Here is a 19,881-nt window from a genome sequence, read left to right as displayed (position 1 = left end):
ACAGCTCAAAAATATGTTTTTAGTTAAGTTCGTTATTACTTTTTTCTCCCAAAATCAGTAATAACTCAGAAAAGAGCACGCTGCTACAGTGCTCTTTTCTTATTTATTAAACTTTAGTAATTGATTGTAAATTACAGTTCTTACACTTTCATTTATTTTTTTCTTGTCTTCTTGTTGCAATCCTTTGGTTTCAAAAAAAGAATGAATTTTAACTCTCATTTTTCCGGGACTTCCACTAAAAAAAGTATAGGAAAATCGTTTTTTGTTATCAGCAAAAGTTATTGGAACAATTGGAATTTGGTGATCAATTGCCAATCGGAAAGCTCCGTCTTTAAATTCTTCTAAAATGATACTTTCATCATCAGGAACCATTCCTTCTGGAAAAATACAAATACTCAAACCTTGATTTAATCTTTTTTGAGCTCTTTCAAAAACAGCAGTTCTGCTTTTAGAATTGTTTCTATCTACCAAAATACAAGTTCTTTTATAGAAAAAACCGAATAACGGAATTTTGACCAACTCTTTTTTTCCGACAAATACAAACGGATTTTTAATCACACTAAGCATCAACATAATATCTGTCATGGAGGTATGATTAGCTACTAACATATAACTTTTCCCGGGTTCCAAAACTTGCTCTTGCTCCATTTTCACATAAAAACCCATGCCAAAAAGAATAGCTTTTGCCCAGAAACGGGCTAATTTAAAGAAAAACGGATACCATTCTTCTTTAAGAATTGAAACCAACAACAAAGGAAACATAATTAGTATCAATCCTCCCATTAGGATATAAAACCAAATTCTCCACAGCACCCAAAAAATAATTTTAAACAACTTCATGAAGTCAAATGTAAGCATTAGCTGGTAATTTTTGATAAAAGATTTACCTTTGCTAAAAAAGCAACTATTTATTTTTTAGAAAAAACAACTATGGCTAAGATTTTAACAGGAATTCAAGCGACAGGAACACCACATTTAGGAAACTTATTGGGAGCTATTTTACCCGCCATTGAAATGGCAAACAAACCTGAAAATAGTTCTTTTTTATTTATCGCCGATTTACATTCCATTACCCAGATAAAAGAAGGTACTACTTTAAAAGAAAATACTTATAGTGTTGCTGCAACTTGGTTGGCTTGTGGGTTAGACATCAACAAAGTAATCTTTTATCGTCAAAGCGATGTGCCTCAAACTGCTGAATTATCGTGGTATTTAAGTTGTTTTTTTCCATTTCAACGATTGACTTTAGCCCATTCATTTAAAGATAAAGCCGATCGTTTGGAAGATGTCAATGCCGGATTATTTTCTTATCCTATGTTGATGGCTGCTGATATTTTATTATATGATGCAGAAATTGTTCCTGTGGGAAAAGACCAATTACAACATATTGAAATTACCCGCGATGTTGCTTCGCGTTTTAACCATCAAATGGGTGAAACCTTTGTGTTGCCGGATGCAAAAATTCAAGAAGAAACTATGTATATTCCGGGAACTGATGGTCACAAAATGAGTAAATCAAGAGGAAATATCATCAACATTTTCCTAGATGATAAAGCATTGCGAAAACAAATTATGTCTATTGAAACCGACAGTAAACCACTAGAAGAACCTAAAGACCCTGAAAGTTGCAAGGTTTTTGCTATCTATAAATTGGTTGCAAATCCGGAACAAACAAAAACGATGACCTCCAATTATTTGGCAGGGAATTATGGTTATGGTCATGCTAAACAAGCTTTATTTGAACTCGTTTTGGAAAGATTTAAAAACGAAAGAGAAAAATACAATTATTATATGAACAATCATGATGAATTGGATAAAGCATTAGCCATCGGAGCTAAAAAAGCAGGTGAAGTTGCCAATGCCGTTTTACATCGTGTTCGAACAAAATTAGGCTTTTTATAAAATGAAAAATTATTTTCTTTATCTGTTGCTGTTTCTTTGTTTTACTGCAAAAGGACAAGAAGCTGAACCGATTTATTTGCTGTTTAATCAAAATGAAACGGCCAATTGTCAGTTTGTAATTTCAAAGGAACCACTGAAGAAAATGAATTTAAACTACACACAAAAACGCCATAGAAAAGTAAACATTACTCGTTTTATTTTATGTAGAAATATTTTTGTTTTTGAGTTGAAAAACAACCATTTTGAAATTGTGGATGCAGCTACATTTTCAAAATATAAAATAACTACTTTAAACGAACTATTGTCGAAAGAAGAAGCAGCCGAATTCAAGTTAGACATCAATCAACTTTTTCCAAAAATGTATATTCTTGAAGCTTATGAAAATGGGCAATTTGCCAAATATGAAGTAGTTTGGGAAAAAACACTTTAACTAAATTGCTTCAAACATTTTACCTTGAAGTGGTCGTACAACACCTTTTAGTTCCATGTTTAATAATAGTGATGAGATTTTAAATATCGGTAAATCACATTCCAAAGCTATGAAATCTATTTGCTGTTTGCCATTTTGAAGCAAATAATTAAAAACTTTTTGTTCGTCAATATCTAAATCCACAAACAACTGTTTCTGAACAGGTTTTGCACTTTCAACTGATGCTTTCCAATCTAAAATATAGAGAATATCTGCAGCAGAAGTTAACAAATGTGCTCGTTGCGTTTTAATTAGATTATTACATCCAACACTATATTTATCTGTATTTCTTCCCGGAAGAGCAAACACATCCCGATTGTAATCTGAAGCCAATGTTGCTGTAATTAAAGACCCGCCACGGTTTGCACTTTCAATTACTATGGTTGCTTCAGACATTCCGGCTACAATCCTATTTCGTCTGACAAAATTTTCTTTATCCGGATTTGAAGTACTCCAAAATTCGGTCAAAAAACCTCCGTTTTGCTCCATTTTTGAAACATACTTTTTATGCGATTGTGGATATATTTGATTCATTCCGTGAGCCAAAACTCCAATAGTTTGTAAATTATTGTCCATTGCGGCTTGATGAGCCACAATATCAACTCCATAAGCAAATCCGCTAACAATTATTGGATCCAAAGGGGCTAAATCTTCAATCAATTGTTTGCAGAAATCAGTTCCATAACTAGTGATTTGTCTTGTTCCTACAACGCTGAGAATCTTTTTATTTTCATAATTAATCGTTCCTGTTGAAAACAACAAAACAGGTCCATCAATACAATGTTTCAATCGATTTGGATAGGTGTCTTCTTGATAAAAACAAGTCGAAATTTGTTCTTTTTCAATAAACTGAAGTTCTTTTTCGGCAAGTTCAAAAACGGCGTTGTTTTTAAGATTTTTTATTAAAATTTGACCTATTCCCTCAATAGTCTCAAGTTTAGACTTTTTTTCTTGGAATATATTTTCAGCGGAACCGCAATGGTTAATGAGTTTTTTGGCAACTATGTCTCCTACTCCTTCCACTTGCATTAATGCTAGCGTATAAAATAAATCTGTGGTTTTCATGGCTTATAAATAGAATTTCAAAGTAACTAAATTTATATGAAACTTAAAAGTTTCAGTAAAGATTTGTAATCATTATAATATTAAATTTCTTTAAATGAGCAGTTTGTCGAAAATATGCTTGTTGTTGATAAAATTTGTAAATAAAATTTTGTTTGACACCCTAATTCTGTTTTCTTTGTTAGTATGAGAATGGATTATTATTTATCACAATTATTATATCGTTACCAGTGTGTAACCGTTCCGGGATTTGGTGCTTTTTTAACCGAAATCCGCTCGGCACATTTGGATGAAACTACCAATACATTTTATCCGCCGAAGAAAATAATTGCCTTTAATGCTAATATTAAGAACAATGACGGCTTGTTGACTCAACATGTCGCTATGTCTGAAAAAATAAACTACAATCAAGCTTCTGAATTAGTTGACGATTTTGTGACTTTATGGAAAAGTCTGCTTAAAAGCAATGACCCCGTTGTAATAAAAAATGTAGGAAAGATTGTTTTGAATGTTGAAGGAAGCATGGTTTTTGAACCTTATGAAGGATTAAACTATTTAACCGATTCATTTGGACTATCATCGTTTGTTTCTCCACCGGTGAAGCGAGAAGTTTTAAAAGAACAAGCTGTTGTATTTGAAACAAAAGCTCCTATTAAAATTACTCCGGAAACAAGAAACAAAAGTAATAACAATTGGTTAAAATATGCCGCTGTTTTTGCTTTAGGAATTTCGTTTGCGGCTTATTTTGGAAACCAATGGTACGAATCAAAAATTGAAGAAGACCGATTGGCTGTTGAAAAATCTGTTCAACAAAAAGTGGAACAAAAAATTCAAGAAGCTACTTTTTTTATTCAAAATCCGTTACCATCTGTAACAATGACTTATGCTGATAAAAAACAAAATTATCACATCGTTGCCGGAGCTTTCAGAGAAGAGCGAAATGCAGAAAAATTGCTTTCTATTTTAACTAATTTAGGATTTAACGCAAAGAAAATTGCTCCAAATAAATTTGGTTTACATCAAGTGTTGTATGGAAGTTATTCCACTGCCGAAGACGCTCATTCAGCTAGAGAAAATATAATCAAAACACATTCCAAAGATGCTTGGATATTAGTGCAAGAATTACAATAAAGACCCGATTGGGTCTTTTTTTTTTGGTACATGTGATATAACTCTATAGGTTGTTTTTTACCTTTGCAAAAAAAAACTATGCAGCCTAAATATCCTTCAGACTCTTTAACAACATTAACAGACATTGTTTTACCGGGTGAGACCAATCCTTTGAATAATTTATTTGGTGGCGAATTGTTAGCCAGAATGGATCGAGCGGGAAGTATCACCGCGAGAAGACACTCCAGAAGAATTTGTGTAACCGCTTCTGTAAATCATGTTGCTTTCAACAGGGCAATTCCCTTGGGAAGTGTGGTTACCGTTGAAGCAAAAGTATCGCGAACCTTTAAAACATCTATGGAAATTTTTATTGATGTTTGGATTGAAGATCGTGAAACCGGGATTAAAAGCAAAGCAAATGAAGCTATCTATACTTTTGTTGCCGTTGATGAAACCGGAACACCCGTTGCTGTTCCACCGGTTGAACCACAAACAGAATTAGAAAAACTACGATTTGAAGCCGCTTTGAGAAGAAAACAACTGAGTTTAGTATTAGCAGGTAAAATGAAACCACATGAAGCTACAGAATTAAAAGCTTTGTTTATAGAATAAGCTTGTTATCTTTTAGACATTATAAAAAATGCGAATTAAAGTTTTTACAACTTTTAATTCGCATTTTTATTTTTTACATATTAGAAAGCCACAGTTGCGGATTCAAAAAAGTATCGTTCTGAAGTACTGAAAACCTTATAGTGGTTCTTCCTGCTCCATCTGTGTGGATCTTACCGATTGTTTGTTTCACCTTTACTTTGTCTCCTTTATTTACAGAAACGGAACTTAAATTATGATAAACTGTTATGAAATCTCCATGTTGGATATAAACTGCTTTTTTTATTGGTGTTATTATTTGAATTGAAACTACTTCGCCTTCAAAAACAGCCATTGCGTTGGAACCTGCTTCTGTGGTGATTTCAACACCACTACTTTGAATTAATGTCGATTTAACAACCGGATGCGGCTGCGATCCAAATTTAACCGAAACAAAACCTTTGCCAACAGGCCATGGTAAGTTTCCTTTATTGGCTTTAAAATTGTTGGATATGATTTTACCTTCCGGTGTTAATACAAATTTAGTGCTCGACGTTCCGGTAGAAACTGTTTTTTCTCCGGTTAATTTTGCCGTTTTCTTATTTGCTTCAGCAATTGCTGCACGAATAATTTGTTGTATCTTTTTATCAATTTCTTTAGTTTCTTGTTGCTTTTTCTTTATCTCTGCTGCTATTTTCTTTTGGTCCTTTTTTATAGAATTAACCAATTTTTCTTGTTCCTTTTTCTCTTGTTGTAAAGCAATTTTTTCTTTTTCTTGTTCTTTTATTAAAATTTCTTTTTCAGTTTTTTGAGTAGCAAGTTTTTCATTTTGAATGGCTAATTCGTCTGATTTTATTTTTATTTCATCGCCTTGCGATTTTCTGTAGCCCGCATATTGCTTCATATATTGAGCTCTTTTATAAGCCTGCAAAAAACTGTTTGAAGACAATAAAAACATGGCTCTACTTTGTTCTGATCTGCTTTTGTATGACTTTACAATCATGTTGGCATAATCTTCTTTTAAGTCTTTTAATTCTCGTGTTAATTTATTGATTTGAAGTTGGTTTCTATAAATGTCGTCATTCAACAATTTCGTTTGCTTTTCTGTAGTTGCAATTAATCGTTCTCTTAAATTGATTTTTGCATTTTGTTGCATAATTACAGAAACAACTGATTTTTCTTTGTTTTTTTGCTCAGAAAGCAATTTTTCATTCAATCTTATTTCTTGTAATAATTGTGCTTTTCGCTCTTCCAATTTTCTTTGTGCATCATTTTGAGCCCAAGAAATACTTGAAAAAACAAGAGAAAATAACACTATGAAAAATCTAAACATATAACAACTTTTTGTTTGACTAATTAATATAAATACGTTCATAACCATCAGGAACACTGTAAGGGAATGACAGTTTCTCGTTAAACGTAACTGAATTATAATCTAAACCAATGCTGGTTTTTTCAACACCTTGAAGAGCATCAATTACAATTTTTAAAGGCAAAATTCCTTCTTTATATTCTTTATGTTGCGGATAATCAACTTGAAGTCTTCTGTCTTGTAGCGGTTGCTCAATGCGTTGTTTTTTTATTAGAAAATTGGCGGCTTCAAAATAAAATGATTTTTGAGTAGCACTTGAAGTAGTTTCTTCTAATTTATAGAATTTACTTTCAATGGAGTTTTTATAAATTCCTTTGCGTAAATCGTCCATCGCTTTTCCTAAAAGTAGGTTTTGTACTTTTTCAAAATCCAAATCTGTTCCCAACCATTTACTCAAAGTTGAATAATCGCCTTCAAAATACTTGTTGCCATTTTTCTCGTAATATTTTACTTCTGTTGGAGTTATCAAAGCTTTTGCCATTGTTATTCCTAAAAAACGGATACTTACTGATATTTTTTCGTCTTTTTGAATTCTAATTTCAGAGGTAAATGTATAGGATTGTTTCTCGTCTTTATATTTTGTGTTGGCACGAATATAAACAGACGAAAAATCATTTCTACTATCATAATGACTTTCAATTATTTTTCTGGTAGACAGTTCTTCTGCGGCTCTGGCTTCGGCAATAGATGCTTTTGATTTGCATCCAATAACAACAAAAACAAACAGAATAAGTGCAATTATTTTTTTCATTATTTTATTTGTTTTAGCAGTTTTTCTGCTTTTGTAAAATACATTTCTTTCTTCTTCATGTCGCCCGTCGCATTAAATGCTTCTCCAAGTTGGATGTAAAAATTAGCTTCCATCTTTGGATTATCAATAATATAATCAAGTCCTGATTCTAACAAATCTATGGCTTTTTTATGCTTTTTTGATTGATTATTTGCCAATCCGGCATAATAATAAAAATCAGGTTGCAACGGATATAATTCTAAACTCTTGTCAGACAATTCCGCTAACGGCTCAAATCTGTTGGTTTCAACATAAGCTTGCAAAAGCAACATTCTGTTTTCAACATCTTCAGGCGAGTTTTTAAATTGCACTTCATAATATTTTACGGCAGCATTCCAATTGGCTTTATTTTGATAAAACTTACCTAATTCTTTGGCAACATTGATTTCTTTATCGTCATTAAAGTAAGTTATTGTTTTGTCTATTGTTGCAACATATTTTGGGTCATCTTTTGCAAAAACTATAAATTCATTAAACACCCGGTGCTTTATTTTTTTATCAATTATTGGACTGGAAACCACACGTTCCATGGCTAAAATTGCTTTTTCAACTTCTTGTTTTTCTAGATGAAATTTAAATAAACTTACTTGAGCCCACTCCGATGTTGGTATGTTTTTTTCTAATTGTTTAGCCACCTCGAAGGCTTTTTCAAATTGATTCTCTTCAGAAAAAATATAAATCAAAGCAATGTAATTTGATTCTTCGTTTGGAAATGATTTTATAGCAGATTCCAAACTATTCTTGTCATTTCCTTTATATTTTGAAGCGGACATTATCTGAGCTTTGTATTGATTTCGTTGCTCCGATTTGCCAACCGTTTCATCTAATTCTGTGATTAATTCTAATGCTTTATCAAACTTTTGCGTATTCATATATAGTTTGACTAATTCTTCTTTGTATTCTTTTTTAAAAGTAATCAGCTTGTTTAAATGATTGATTGCTTTGTCATAATCTCTCATTGCAAAAGCCATATCATACATTCCCGCCCAATACCATCTGTTATTAGCATCTAATTTTACTGCTTTTTCATAGTTTTCATATGCGGGTAAATAATCTTTTTGAGCTTGGTAGTTTTTGCCCAATTCAAAATAAACGACAGGATTGTTGGGCTGCAATGCTTCACATCTTTGCAATGCGTTAATTGCTTTATCATAATTTTCGATTCCTTTTTGCTTTAAAGATTCATAAAAAAACACTTGAAATTCATCAGTATCCAATGCTATATCTTCCGGTTCTTCTTGAGACCATAGTTGTAATGGTTGAGATAAAAACCCCAACACTATAAAAGCAAAAAACAATCGTTTTATTGTCATAATTTTATTCTAAAACTGAATAATCACCAATGCTTATTGAAGTAAAATTTCCGTCAAATGTCACGTTACTTCCGATCATTGCATTGTCTAAATTTGCATTTCTTATTACTGTCAAATTTTGAACCAAACTATTTTTTATTGAAGCATTTTCAACTTTACAACCATATCCTAATGAAACATTTGGTCCCACTGTTGCATTTTTCAACTCAACATTTTCGCCAATGAAACAAGGTTCGATGATAGTTGAGTTCTCTGAAACAATCGCTTTTGAAATTAATTTTTCTCCATCCTGATGAAGGAAATGCAACATTCTTGAATTGGTTTCCACTGTCACATTTTTGTTTCCGCAATCCATCCATTCATCTACTTTTCCGGGAACAAACTTCATTCCCTTTGCCATCATTTGTTTGATTCCGTCATTAATTTGGTATTCACCACCATGAATAATATTGTTATCAAGAACCGATTGCAACTCGTTTTTAAGAACGGCTACGTCTTTGAAATAGTATATTCCAATTACCGCTAAATCAGAAACAAACTCTTTTGGTTTTTCTACTAATTCAATAATTTCTCCATCAGAATTCAAATTTACAACGCCAAAAGCTTCGGGCTGATCGACTTGTTTTACCCAAATTACGCTATCAGCTGAAGTATCCAAATCAAAATCGGCTCGAATCAATGTATCGGCATAAGCAATTACAGCAGGTCCGCTCAATGAATCTTTGGCACACATAATGGCGTGACCTGTTCCGAGAGCTACATTTTGATAATAAATGGTTCCTTTTGCTCCTAATTTTTGAGCAATCGCGATTAATTCTTCTTCCACTTGTTTGCCAAAACTTTCATGAATGATAAAAGCTACTTCGTCAATCGGTTGATTTAAAACTCCGGCTATATCTTCCACTAATCGATGAACGATTGGTTTTCCGGCTATTGGAATTAATGGTTTTGGAACGGTTAAGGTATGAGGTCTTAATCTTGAACCGCGACCGGCCATTGGAACTATTATTTTCATATTTTTTATTTTAACCGCAAAGCTTGCAAAGATATTTCGCAAAGTTCACAAAGGTTATTTTTGAATTTATAATTAAACTATTTCACGCCTGTGCTGCCAAAACCACCTTCACCTCTGGATGTTTCTGATAATTCTTCCACTTCCAGCCATTCAGCTCTTTCGTGTTTCGCAATGATTAATTGAGCGATTCGCTCACCGTTTTCGATGACAAATTCATCATGGGATAAATTTACTAAAATTACCCCGATTTCACCACGATAATCAGCATCAACTGTACCGGGAGAATTTAAAACGGTGATTCCTTTTTTGGCAGCTAATCCGCTACGTGGACGAACTTGAGCTTCGTAACCAATTGGCAGTTCAATAAACAAACCTGTTTTAACGATGGTTCTTTCTAATGATTTTAAGGTAATTGGTTCTGATAAATTGGCTCTTAAATCCATTCCGGCAGAAGCAATTGTTTCGTAGTTGGGTAAGGGATGTTGTGATTTATTGATGATTTTGATGTTCATTTTTTCTTCTTTATTGAAAATAAAATATCTTTTGATGATTATGCTTAAATTTAATCACCAAAGTTAAAAAAAATAAAGAAATATAGGTTGTTTTGGATTTTTATAACCCAAATAAAACATTCAAAAAAAATTACTTCCCAAAAACCTTTTTTTCAAGTAAATTGAGGCGTTGTAGAATGGTGTTTTGATCATTGGGTAAGCTTCCCAAGACTCCAACTATAGCATAATTTGTAATAGCCGGAATGAATTTTTCAGAAATTAAAGCCATTCCTTTCTCTAAAGTTAGATACTGACTGTGATTTTTAGTTTCTTTTTTTACTTCTTTTAAGAATAAAATTGAATCTTTTTCATAGCTACTTTTATTGGCTAAATTTTCATCTACATAAAAAACAAAATCAAAATGTGCTAATATTTTTTGCAACTCAATATCTTTCTTTTCTCCTTTTAGGTTTATTTCCTGAATAGCAAGGACTTTTTCTTCTGATAATGAAGTTACACTATCTTCAATTAATGTAAAATTGGCTAATTGATTAACCGTCAGCGGTTTTGAGATGATATCATCAGTTGGTATGCCAAAATAAGTTGCAATTCGCAAAAGCGTTTCAATCTTTGGTTCTGCTCTTCCCTCTTCATAGGAACTAATGACTCCTCTATTTAAGTCAATAAGTTCAGCAAAAGCTTGTTGGCTTAGTCCTTTTATTTGTCTTATCTTCTTTAAATTGGTGCCAAAATATGTCATTCCGCTATTCTTTTTTGCAAATATAACAACTAAAATTGATTTTTATGCTAAAAATATTTGCAATATTAAAAATTTTGTATAAATTTGTTTTATCAACATTCAAACCTATCAATTTATGGAAGATTTAAAATTGTTTTCAAGAGTAAAAAATTGGTTACTAGAACTGGAGTATTATATTCAACTGGAAAATGAAGAGCATCAAACTTTTATCATTGAAAAAGAAAATGAAGGAATAAAAAACATGATGATTGTAATTGCTCCTCAAATTTTAATTATTGAACAGTTTTTATTTCGTTGCAAAAATAATCAGCACGATATTTTTAAACAATTGTTGATTAAAAACAGAGACATTGTTCATGGTGCATTTGTATTAGATGAAAGTGGAGAAAAAGTGATTTTTAGAGATACGCTTCAAACCGAAAACTTAAATCAAAATGAATTGATTGCTACAATTAATTCGTTGAGTTTACTAATTAGCGAATATTCAACGGAAATGATTTCGTTTAGCAAATAATTTTAACTAAAAAACTGATTGTCAAAATGGTATATTTTATCTTTCACATCGTTTGTTTCTTAACCAAAATATTATTTCAAATTTTAAAATAATTCAAAAAAAAACATTAATATTAACCTTATAATACACTCAATATCATGAACATTATTAAAAGACTTTTTAGAATAGGTAAAGCTGAGGCACATTCTGCCGTAAACAGTTTGGAAGACCCTATAAAAATGACCGAACAAGGAATCAGAGAAATGAAAGATCAATTAGATCAAAGTATTCAAGCACTTGCTCAAGTGAAAGCGTTGTCAATTCGTAGAAAAAACGAACAAGAATCGTTGATTAATCAATCGAATGATTATCAAAACAAGGCCATGCTTTTGGTTCAAAAAGGTGTTAAAGAAGAAATGCCAATTGAAGAAGCAGACCGATTAGCCAAAGAAGCTTTAAAAAAGAAAGAACAATCAATGATGGATGCTCAAATTGCGGATAAAGAACGTCAGAAATTAGAAACTGATGTGGATAAAATGCAAAATAACATCAACGCTTTAAAATCTACAATTTCTAAATGGGAAGGTGAATTAAAAACCTTACGAGCTCGCGTACAAGTAAGTAAAGCTACGCAAGACATTAACAAAAAAATGACTCAAATCGATTCTGATAGCACGATTTCTATGTTAGAAAAAATGAAAGACAAAGTGTTGCAACAAGAAGCCTTGGCAGATGCTTATAGCCATATTGCAGATGCTTCAAAAAGTATTGACCAAGAAATTAACGCAGCAGTAGACACATCCGATGCTCATGCTGAAATGGAATTGCAAAAACTTAAAGAACAATTCAACGCTAATTAAGTATGAATTTAAACGAGTTACTAGAAGTTTCATTTAATCCGGCAAATACCATTCTTTCCATTCTTTTAATTTTAAGTGTGGTGTATTGGATATTTACAATGATTACCGGTGTAGGCGATTATGATATTGATTTTGATGCTGACATGGATGCTGATTTTGATGCTCCCGACGCAACGGTTGAAGTACCTCAAGATCCATCTTCTTTTATTCAATTTTTAAAGTTTTTAAATTTGGATATCATTCCTATTACCTTTTTTATAACGCTCGTTTTGTTGTTTACTTGGCTGATTAATGTGAACATTAGTTACTTTATTCCCTTGCCTTATTGGATGTATTTTATCACCATTGTTCCTGCTTTTATTGCTAGTTTATTTATTACAAAATATATTAGTATGCCTTTGAAACCAATTTTTAAAGAAATTAATCACAAAGGAGAAATCGCGTATGATTATTTAGGAAGAGTTGGCGTGCTAAAATCAACCATTGAAAAAGATAAATTAGGAATGCTTGAATTAGTAATTAACAAAGACCCGATAAAACTTTTAGTAAAAAGCAAAGACGGTTCGCTTTTGAAAGAAGGCGAAAAGGCTTGCATTGTGGATGAAAATCCTGATAAAAAATTCTATTTAATTGAAAAATCATACGAACTATAAACACCATTAAAAACACATTAATATTCTAAATCTAACCTTATGACTACATTTTATGTTACAATTGCTGTTATTGTAATTGCTTTTTTTGGCTTAATTTTTTGGATTTTATCCATGTACAAAAAAACCGTTCAAGGAGTTGTTCTTCTAAGAACCGGTTATGGTGGAGCTAAAGTGTTTTTTAATGCCGGAGTTGTAATTCCTGTTATTCATCGTTTGGAATATATGGATATTTCAGTAAAAAAATTAGAAATATCCAGAGAAGGAAAAGACGGATTAATTTGTAAAGACAATATGCGTGCCGACATTCAAGTGGCCTTCTTTGTTCGTGTAAACAAATCGGTTGATGACATTGTGAATGTGGGACAAACCATCGGTTGCCAAAGAGCTTCTGATATCGCTACGTTAAGAGAATTGTTTGAAGCAAAATTTTCTGAGGCGTTAAAAACAGTGGGTAAAAAATTCGATTTTATTGAATTGTATGAAGCTCGAAGCGAATTCCGTCAAGAAATTTTAAATATTATCGGAACCGACTTAAACGGTTATGTATTGGATGATTGTGCCATAGACTATTTAGAACAAACCTCTTTGCAACACCTAAATAAAGACAATATTTTGGATGCAGAAGGGATTAAAAAAATTACTGAATTAACTGCCAATCAAAACATTAAAGCCAATTTGGTTAGAAGAGATGAAGAAAAAACCATCAAAAAGCAAGATGTTGAAGCAAGAGAAACAATTCTTGAATTAGAAAAACAATTGGCTGAAAAAGAAGAACAACAACGCAGAGAAATTGCCAACATTCAATCCAGAGAAAATGCTGAGATTTTGAAAGTTGCCGAAGAAGAAAGATTAAAATCTGAATCAGTTAGAATTGCTACAGAAGAAACCCTTCAAGTGGCCGAAGAAAACAAACAACGACAAGTTGTTATTGCGGCAAAAAATAAAGAAAGAGCCGAATTAGTTGAAACAGAAAGAGTTCAAAAAGACCGAATGCTGGAAGCTACTGAAAGAGAACGAGTAGTAGCTTTAGCCGATATTGAAAAAGACAAAGCAGTAGAGGTTGAAAAGAAAAATATTCAAGATGTTATTCGCGAACGTTTAGTAAAAGAAAAAACGGTGGTAGAAGAACAACAAAATATTTATGATGTGGAAGCATTCAAAGGTGCCGAAAGAGAAAAACAAGTACAATTGATTGTTGCTTCTCGTGAAGCAGAAGAAAACTTGATTGCCATGACTCGTGATGCAGAAGCCAGAAAACAATCGGCTGAAAAAGATGCTCAAAAATATGTGATCGAAGCACAAGCCAAACGCGATGCTGCCGAAAAAGAAGCCGATGCTCGTAAAATCATTGCCGATGCTCAAGCAAAAGAAGAAGCAACTGTTGGTTTATCGGAAGCTCAAGTAATGCATGCCAAAGCAGAAGCTATGGAAAAACAAGGTTTCATTGAAGCAAACATCATTGAGAAAAAAGCGGCTGCCAACAAACAAGAAGGTTTGGCACAAGCCGAAGTAATCAAAGAAAAAGCTTTTGCAGAAGCAGCCGGAATTACCGAAAAAGCTGAAGCAATGAAAAAACTAAACGATGCCGGAAAAGATCACGAAGAGTTTAGATTAACCTTAGCCAAAGAAAAAGAAGTAGAATTAGCTGAAATTGCCATTCAAAAAGATATTGCTCAAGCACAAGCTCAGGTTTTAGCGGAAGCATTCAAATCGGCTAACATTGACATTGTGGGCGGAGATAACACTTTCTTTGACAATGTGGTAAGACAAGTTTCTGCCGGAAAAGGAATTGACAAATTCATTCAACACAGCGAAAATGCACAGTTAGTAAAAGAAGCTTTACTAAGTAATGACGGCGATGAAAACCTAATTGGCAAAATCATGAATATGGTTGAAAAATATAAAATTTCCTCCGAAGACATCAAAAACCTAAGCGTAGCTTCCTTGATTTTTCAACTGAAAGGAGTTGCCAATGATCAGGAGCAAGGAATTCTTGCCCGAGCTATGAACATGGCTAAACATTTAGGCATCGACAACAAACCGTTAAAGTAAAATTTAATCGATTCATTCTAAACTAAATAATTCTCTACTCTTTTAGTAGAGAATTATTCTGGTTTTTCTTTTGCTTTCCTTTGATTTCAAAGCTAATTGAAGTTTTTAAAAAAAAGACTTTTAAAATTTTACCAAAAATTAATGAGCAACGAACAATTAAATACGGGTACATACGAAATCATTCAAAACCGATTGAATGAACAAAAAGAAAATTTAATTCAACGCATTCAAGCTTTAAACGAAGATCGAAAAAAGGTATTTGGAGGTGTTGATTTTTCGCTAATTGCGAATGAACGTATCTCAACCGATCAAAATTGCCAGATAAAAGACATTTTCTCGTTAGGAAATCTGTGTTTAGTTGGACACAATACGCATTTAGGTTTGCGAACTGAAATAAATTTAAACGATGTTTTTTCGGCTTATTTGTTAATCGATAATCGTTTTGAACCGCAACCTATTCAGTTTATTGAAGATGAGACGTTTATTGAAGAATTCAAAAACCTCTATAAATACTACCGAAACACCCTTTTTGTTCGCTTTCACATTACACAAAACTACCTGTATTTTGTGTTTCAATTATCCAATAGTGCTTCGGATATTAAAGCGTTCAAATGGTTAATTAAAGACAATACACTAACTTTTGTGGATGCCAGAAGTGCAGCCGAGGTAAAATATCCCACTCAACAAGAGTTTGTTTGGACAAAAGTTACTCGCGAAATGCAACGCAAAGGAAGTCATCCGCACGTTTCATTAGCCGATAAAGTTTTTGTGGAAGCAATCGGTGGCGATATTACCATTAAAATTGAAGACAATACCAACAGTGGAAAAGGAATTTATAGCGAAGATGTTGCTCACAAAGATCAAACGTTAGATGATGCTGAAATTCATTATTTTGATTATAACAATTTGGTTATTTTTAAGATAAAACCGTATCAAGAAGCAGAACGTTTTTTCATCTATAACCACAAAGAGAAGAAAGTTGCACGAGTTGATTCGCTAAAATATTCCATTATTCTTTTGCCCGAAAATCAAGGGGTTATTTATCCAAATGGCTACGCTTTGCAAACCGGAGAAATTCGTGTGATTGCTTCGGAAGATAAACCGGTTTATTTTAAAAGAAGAATCGTTGGAAATAATGGCGAAAATTTCATGTTTGTTTTCTACGACGAGCAATCGTATGATTATTTGCTAATTCCGTACAACATCATTAAACAAACCATTGAAACGCCAATTAATTGTAATGGTTTTACATTGTTTGATAACGGAAAATTGGCTTATTTTAAATCGAATGAAGAAACCAAACACCATTTAATTCAAATTTGGCAAACTCCTTTTACCAAAGAAATTACAATTGACGATTCGTTAAAAAATAATCTATTATACAAAATTGGGAATAAAGATTTGGTTCGAGTGATGGCAGAATCGCAGGAATTAAACATTTTATTGTCTAAAAAAGATTCGTATTCGGGTTTGTATGATGATATTGTCAAACAAGCTACGATCATTTTAGACAGCTATTATTTCCTTGGCGAAAAAGAAGTACATCAACTCAACGAACCTTTACTCGAAATCAGAAAAATTGCTCATGCAGCGATTAATGAATTTGAGAAAGCCCAAGAAATTAAAAATAAAACTGCTCAAACGGTTGCCGAATTAGAAGAAAAATGTGAAAAGATTTTATCAGACACTAGTGTTGTTTCCTATCAATCATTAGATCAATACATTGCTGCTTTGTCACAAATTCGTGCCTTACGTGGCGAATTAATTGGTGCAAAAGAATTAAAATATGTAGAAATTCCGTTGCTCGAATCGCTAGAAAAACAATTGCATGAAAGAGCAGATGAACTTTCCAATGCGTGTGTTTCTTTTCTACTGCAAGACAATGCTTTAATTCCATATCAAGAAAAAGTTGCATTAATTAATCAACAAATTGCTGATCTTAAAAAAACAATTGATGCTAGAACGCTTGAAAAAGATATAGATGAATTAGCACTTCAATTGGAATTATTGGTTGACATCGTCAATAATTTAAAAATTGAAGATGCTTCGCAATCCACACAAATAATTGAAAACATCTCTTTGATTTTTGCTCAAATCAATCAACAACGAATTGAACTAAACAACAAAAAAAGAGAAATTTCCGGGAAAGAACTTTCTGCCGATTTCAAAGCCCAAATCACACTTTTTGATCAAACCGTAATCAACTTTTTAGAATTAGCAAATACCGCTGAAAAATGCGATGATTTTCTAAATAAATTATCCATTCAATTAGAAGAAATGGAAGCGAAGTTTGTTGATTTTGATGATTTTATTCAACAAATCAGCGAAAAACGAGAAGAAGTTTATGGTCATTTTCAAAGTAAAGCCGTTCAGTTAACCGAAGCCAGAAACAAGCGTACGACGCAATTGTATCAATCGGCTGAACGAATTTTGAAAGGGGTAAAAAACAAAGCCGCTTCCTTTGCAACCGAAACCGAAATTAACGGATATTTTGCTTCGGATTTAATGATTGAAAAAGTACGGGATATTGCCAATCAATTAAAAGAGTTAAACGATAGCAATAAATCGGAAGAAGTTAATACGTTACTAAAAACAGCCCAACAAGAAGCCGTTAGAAAACTAAAAGACAAGAATGAAATTTATGAAGATGGCGATGCAGTCATTGCTTTTGGCGACTATAAATTTGCAGTAAATAAGCAAAAACTTGACTTAACATTGGTTTTAAAAGACCAAAACTATTTCTATCATTTAACCGGAACTAATTTTTATCAACCGGTTGAATTTGAAGAAATTGAACAATATAAAGAAGTTTGGAACCAAGAATTCATTTCCGAAAACCACAAGGTAAAACGCTTTGAATACATGGCTTGGGAAATATTCTTGCAACAAGAAAACATTGTTCCCGAATCGGTGAATTTGCAACGAGTGCAAGAATTTATGGCGGCACATTTTGGTGAAGGTTTAGTAAAAGGTGTGCATGATGTGGATGCATTAGTCATTTTACAACATTTACAACAAATTAATAATGAGTTGGGTGTACTAAAATATACGCCTTCCGAAAGAGCATTGGCACAACTATTTTGGTTTTTTCTGAATGAAGAAGACAAAGCATTTTATGAAAAGCAGTTTAGTGCCGTTAGTTTATTGAAAGAAACATTCAGTAGTTCGGAACAATTCAAATATTTAAACAAACGGTTATCGCAAAAAATTGATGAATTCAATATCACTTTTGATGGCTTCGATTTGGTTTCTTCTTATCGAACGGCAGTTTATCTGAAAAAAGAAAACCGTAAAGCTTTCTCCATTTCAAAAATTGCTGCCGATGCCTACGAGCGTTTCTTTAAAAGTTTAAAAGAAAAAGGGAAAGATGTGGTTTTCATTAATCAAGTAAAAGATTTATACAGCTATCCTTCTGCTTGTTATGATATTGTTGAAAATGCTTTAAAAACGTTTTTGATAGAAGAAAACATAACGATTTCTCAAGCTTTTATTGAAGAAATTGCCGCTTTTGTATTGACGCAAAATTATCATAAAAAGCAAATTGTAAACATCAATTCTTCGGTTGAAATACAAGGTTTAAAATCCATTGAAAGTAATCTGACTTATACCTTGGATTATTATGAATTTTCTGCACGTTTGGATTATTTTCATTCCAAATTAAAACCCGCATTTTTAGCCTTACAACAACTCAAAAAACAGTGGGTCGATGCGAAAAAGAAAGAATTAAAACTACACACATTTACCAGTCAGGTTTTAACTTCTTTTGTTAGAAATAAATTAATAAACGATGTTTATTTTCCATTAATCGGAGCCAATTTAGCCAAACAAATTGGAGCAATTGGCGATAATAAACGAACCGACAGAATGGGAATGCTTTTATTAGTTTCGCCACCAGGTTATGGAAAAACCACTTTAATGGAATATTTGGCCGATAGAATGGGATTGGTTTTTATGAAAATTAATGGTCCTTCCATTGGAAATGAAATCACCTCAACCGATCCGAGTGAAGCCAAAAATGCCGGAGCAAGACAAGAACTGGAAAAACTAAATCTTGCTTTTGAAATGGGTGATAATGTGATGTTGTATTTAGATGATATTCAACATTGTAATCCCGAATTTTTACAAAAATTCATTTCATTAGCCGATGGTCAGCGAAAAATTGAAGGAATTTATAACGGAGAAGCCAAAACGTATGATTTACGCTCCAAGCGTTTTTGTTTAGTCATGGCCGGAAATCCTTATACCGAAAGTGGCGACAAATTTCAAATTCCGGATATGTTGGCCAACCGAGCAGATACGTATAACTTGGGCGATATTTCCGGTTCAAGAGGTGATTTATTCGACTTGAGTTTAATTGAAAATGCGTTAATGTCTAACGAATATATGGTTCGTTTAACACAACCTGCTTATCAAAACTTGTATAAATTATATGATGCTATTCTGCAAAATGATACCAATTATGACTTGGAAGGCAACTTTTCTTCGCAAGAAATAGAAGATTTTAAACAGGTTTTAGCAAAGATTATTCAAGTGAGAACAACGATTTTAAAAGCCAATGCACTTTATATAAAATCGGCTGCCATGTCTGATGATTATCGCAATGAACCGAACTTTAAATTGCAAGGTTCGTATCGTGATATGAACAAATTGGTTTCAAAAATTCAACCTATTTTAACCGAGAAAGAAGTAGAAAACATTGTATTAAATCATTATCAAAACGAATCACAAACGCTGACTAATGGTGCGGAAGCTAATTTACTAAAGCTAAAAGAATTGATGCAAATTCAGTCCGAAGAAGAGCAAAATCGTTGGGAAGAAATTAAAACCACTTTTGTGAAAAACAAACTTTTAAAAGGAGTTGGTGGCGATGATCGAATGGCACAAGTAATTGCATTACTTTCTGAATTTTCAGATGGTTTGAATGGGATTAAAGATGTGTTGAAGAAATAAA

General features: G+C 32.6%; 17 protein-coding genes. 9 read left to right on the top strand and 8 right to left on the bottom strand.

Going from position 1 to position 19,881, the window contains the following annotated elements; translation table 11 throughout:
• Positions 1-99 precede the first annotated feature (99 nt).
• Positions 100-840, bottom strand: a complete 741-nt coding sequence (locus IEV15_RS05940) for a lysophospholipid acyltransferase family protein (RefSeq protein ID WP_188361635.1) — start codon at positions 838-840, stop codon at positions 100-102.
• Between the two features lie 90 nt (positions 841-930).
• Here IEV15_RS05940 and trpS point away from each other — a divergent pair, with 90 nt between their 5' ends.
• Both trpS and IEV15_RS05930 read left to right on the top strand, forming a co-directional pair.
• The gene (gene trpS, locus IEV15_RS05935) at positions 931-1,902 is read left to right on the top strand and encodes a tryptophan--tRNA ligase (RefSeq protein WP_188361591.1); all 972 of its coding nucleotides are present in this window, start codon (positions 931-933) and stop codon (positions 1,900-1,902) included.
• 1 nt (position 1,903) lies between these two features.
• Positions 1,904-2,332 carry a hypothetical protein gene (locus tag IEV15_RS05930; protein ID WP_188361590.1) on the top strand — a complete coding sequence of 143 codons (429 nt, stop codon included), beginning with the start codon at positions 1,904-1,906 and terminating at the stop codon, positions 2,330-2,332.
• On the opposite strand, the gene dprA is transcribed toward IEV15_RS05930, so the two are convergent.
• Positions 2,333-3,436: a DNA-processing protein DprA gene (gene dprA / locus IEV15_RS05925; protein WP_188361589.1), complete on the bottom strand. Its 1,104-nt coding sequence runs from the start codon at positions 3,434-3,436 to the stop codon at positions 2,333-2,335.
• Positions 3,437-3,625: 189 nt separating this feature from the next.
• Between dprA and IEV15_RS05920 the strand changes: the two genes are divergently transcribed.
• Both IEV15_RS05920 and IEV15_RS05915 read left to right on the top strand, forming a co-directional pair.
• Entirely contained in the window at positions 3,626-4,564 is a 939-nt protein-coding gene (locus IEV15_RS05920; protein ID WP_229734100.1) for an HU domain-containing protein, read from the top strand.
• 78 nt (positions 4,565-4,642) lie between these two features.
• Entirely contained in the window at positions 4,643-5,155 is a 513-nt protein-coding gene (locus IEV15_RS05915) for an acyl-CoA thioesterase (protein WP_188361587.1), read from the top strand.
• 73 nt (positions 5,156-5,228) lie between these two features.
• Here IEV15_RS05915 and IEV15_RS05910 read toward each other — a convergent pair whose 3' ends face one another.
• The 6 genes from IEV15_RS05910 to IEV15_RS05885 form a co-directional block, all read right to left on the bottom strand.
• Positions 5,229-6,464, bottom strand: a complete 1,236-nt coding sequence (locus IEV15_RS05910) for a murein hydrolase activator EnvC family protein (protein WP_188361586.1) — start codon at positions 6,462-6,464, stop codon at positions 5,229-5,231.
• Positions 6,465-6,483: 19 nt separating this feature from the next.
• Positions 6,484-7,254, bottom strand: a complete 771-nt coding sequence (gene lolB1, locus IEV15_RS05905) for a lipoprotein insertase outer membrane protein LolB1 (protein WP_188361585.1) — start codon at positions 7,252-7,254, stop codon at positions 6,484-6,486.
• The gene (locus tag IEV15_RS05900; RefSeq protein ID WP_188361584.1) at positions 7,254-8,606 is read right to left on the bottom strand and encodes a tetratricopeptide repeat protein; all 1,353 of its coding nucleotides are present in this window, start codon (positions 8,604-8,606) and stop codon (positions 7,254-7,256) included. Before IEV15_RS05900 ends, lolB1 begins: the two co-directional genes overlap by 1 nt.
• Positions 8,607-8,610: 4 nt before the next feature.
• The gene (locus IEV15_RS05895; RefSeq protein WP_188361583.1) at positions 8,611-9,621 is read right to left on the bottom strand and encodes a sugar phosphate nucleotidyltransferase; all 1,011 of its coding nucleotides are present in this window, start codon (positions 9,619-9,621) and stop codon (positions 8,611-8,613) included.
• A gap of 77 nt (positions 9,622-9,698) precedes the next feature.
• The gene (dut, locus tag IEV15_RS05890; RefSeq protein WP_188361582.1) at positions 9,699-10,133 is read right to left on the bottom strand and encodes a dUTP diphosphatase; all 435 of its coding nucleotides are present in this window, start codon (positions 10,131-10,133) and stop codon (positions 9,699-9,701) included.
• A gap of 130 nt (positions 10,134-10,263) precedes the next feature.
• Entirely contained in the window at positions 10,264-10,872 is a 609-nt protein-coding gene (locus IEV15_RS05885) for a helix-turn-helix domain-containing protein (protein WP_188361581.1), read from the bottom strand.
• A gap of 115 nt (positions 10,873-10,987) precedes the next feature.
• Here IEV15_RS05885 and IEV15_RS05880 point away from each other — a divergent pair, with 115 nt between their 5' ends.
• The 5 genes from IEV15_RS05880 to IEV15_RS05860 all read left to right on the top strand — a co-directional run bounded on the left by IEV15_RS05880 (position 10,988) and on the right by IEV15_RS05860 (position 19,880).
• Positions 10,988-11,386, top strand: coding sequence for a type III secretion system chaperone family protein (locus tag IEV15_RS05880; RefSeq protein WP_188361580.1), 399 nt, complete (start codon positions 10,988-10,990; stop codon positions 11,384-11,386).
• Between the two features lie 137 nt (positions 11,387-11,523).
• Positions 11,524-12,225 (top strand): PspA/IM30 family protein, encoded by a 702-nt coding sequence (locus IEV15_RS05875; RefSeq protein WP_188361579.1) that lies wholly within the window; start codon positions 11,524-11,526, stop codon positions 12,223-12,225.
• 2 nt (positions 12,226-12,227) lie between these two features.
• The gene (locus tag IEV15_RS05870; protein WP_188361578.1) at positions 12,228-12,878 is read left to right on the top strand and encodes a hypothetical protein; all 651 of its coding nucleotides are present in this window, start codon (positions 12,228-12,230) and stop codon (positions 12,876-12,878) included.
• Between the two features lie 39 nt (positions 12,879-12,917).
• Positions 12,918-14,930 (top strand): flotillin family protein, encoded by a 2,013-nt coding sequence (locus IEV15_RS05865; RefSeq protein WP_188361577.1) that lies wholly within the window; start codon positions 12,918-12,920, stop codon positions 14,928-14,930.
• 141 nt (positions 14,931-15,071) lie between these two features.
• Positions 15,072-19,880: a DNA repair ATPase gene (locus IEV15_RS05860; protein ID WP_188361576.1), complete on the top strand. Its 4,809-nt coding sequence runs from the start codon at positions 15,072-15,074 to the stop codon at positions 19,878-19,880.
• Position 19,881: the final 1 nt, after the last annotated feature.

The organism is Flavobacterium orientale (assembly GCF_014638005.1).
In the GTDB taxonomy this organism is placed as follows: Bacteria; Bacteroidota; Bacteroidia; order Flavobacteriales; family Flavobacteriaceae; genus Flavobacterium; species Flavobacterium orientale.
The sequence above is the reverse complement of the archived record's forward strand: the minus strand, read 5'-3'. Positions and strand labels throughout refer to the sequence as shown.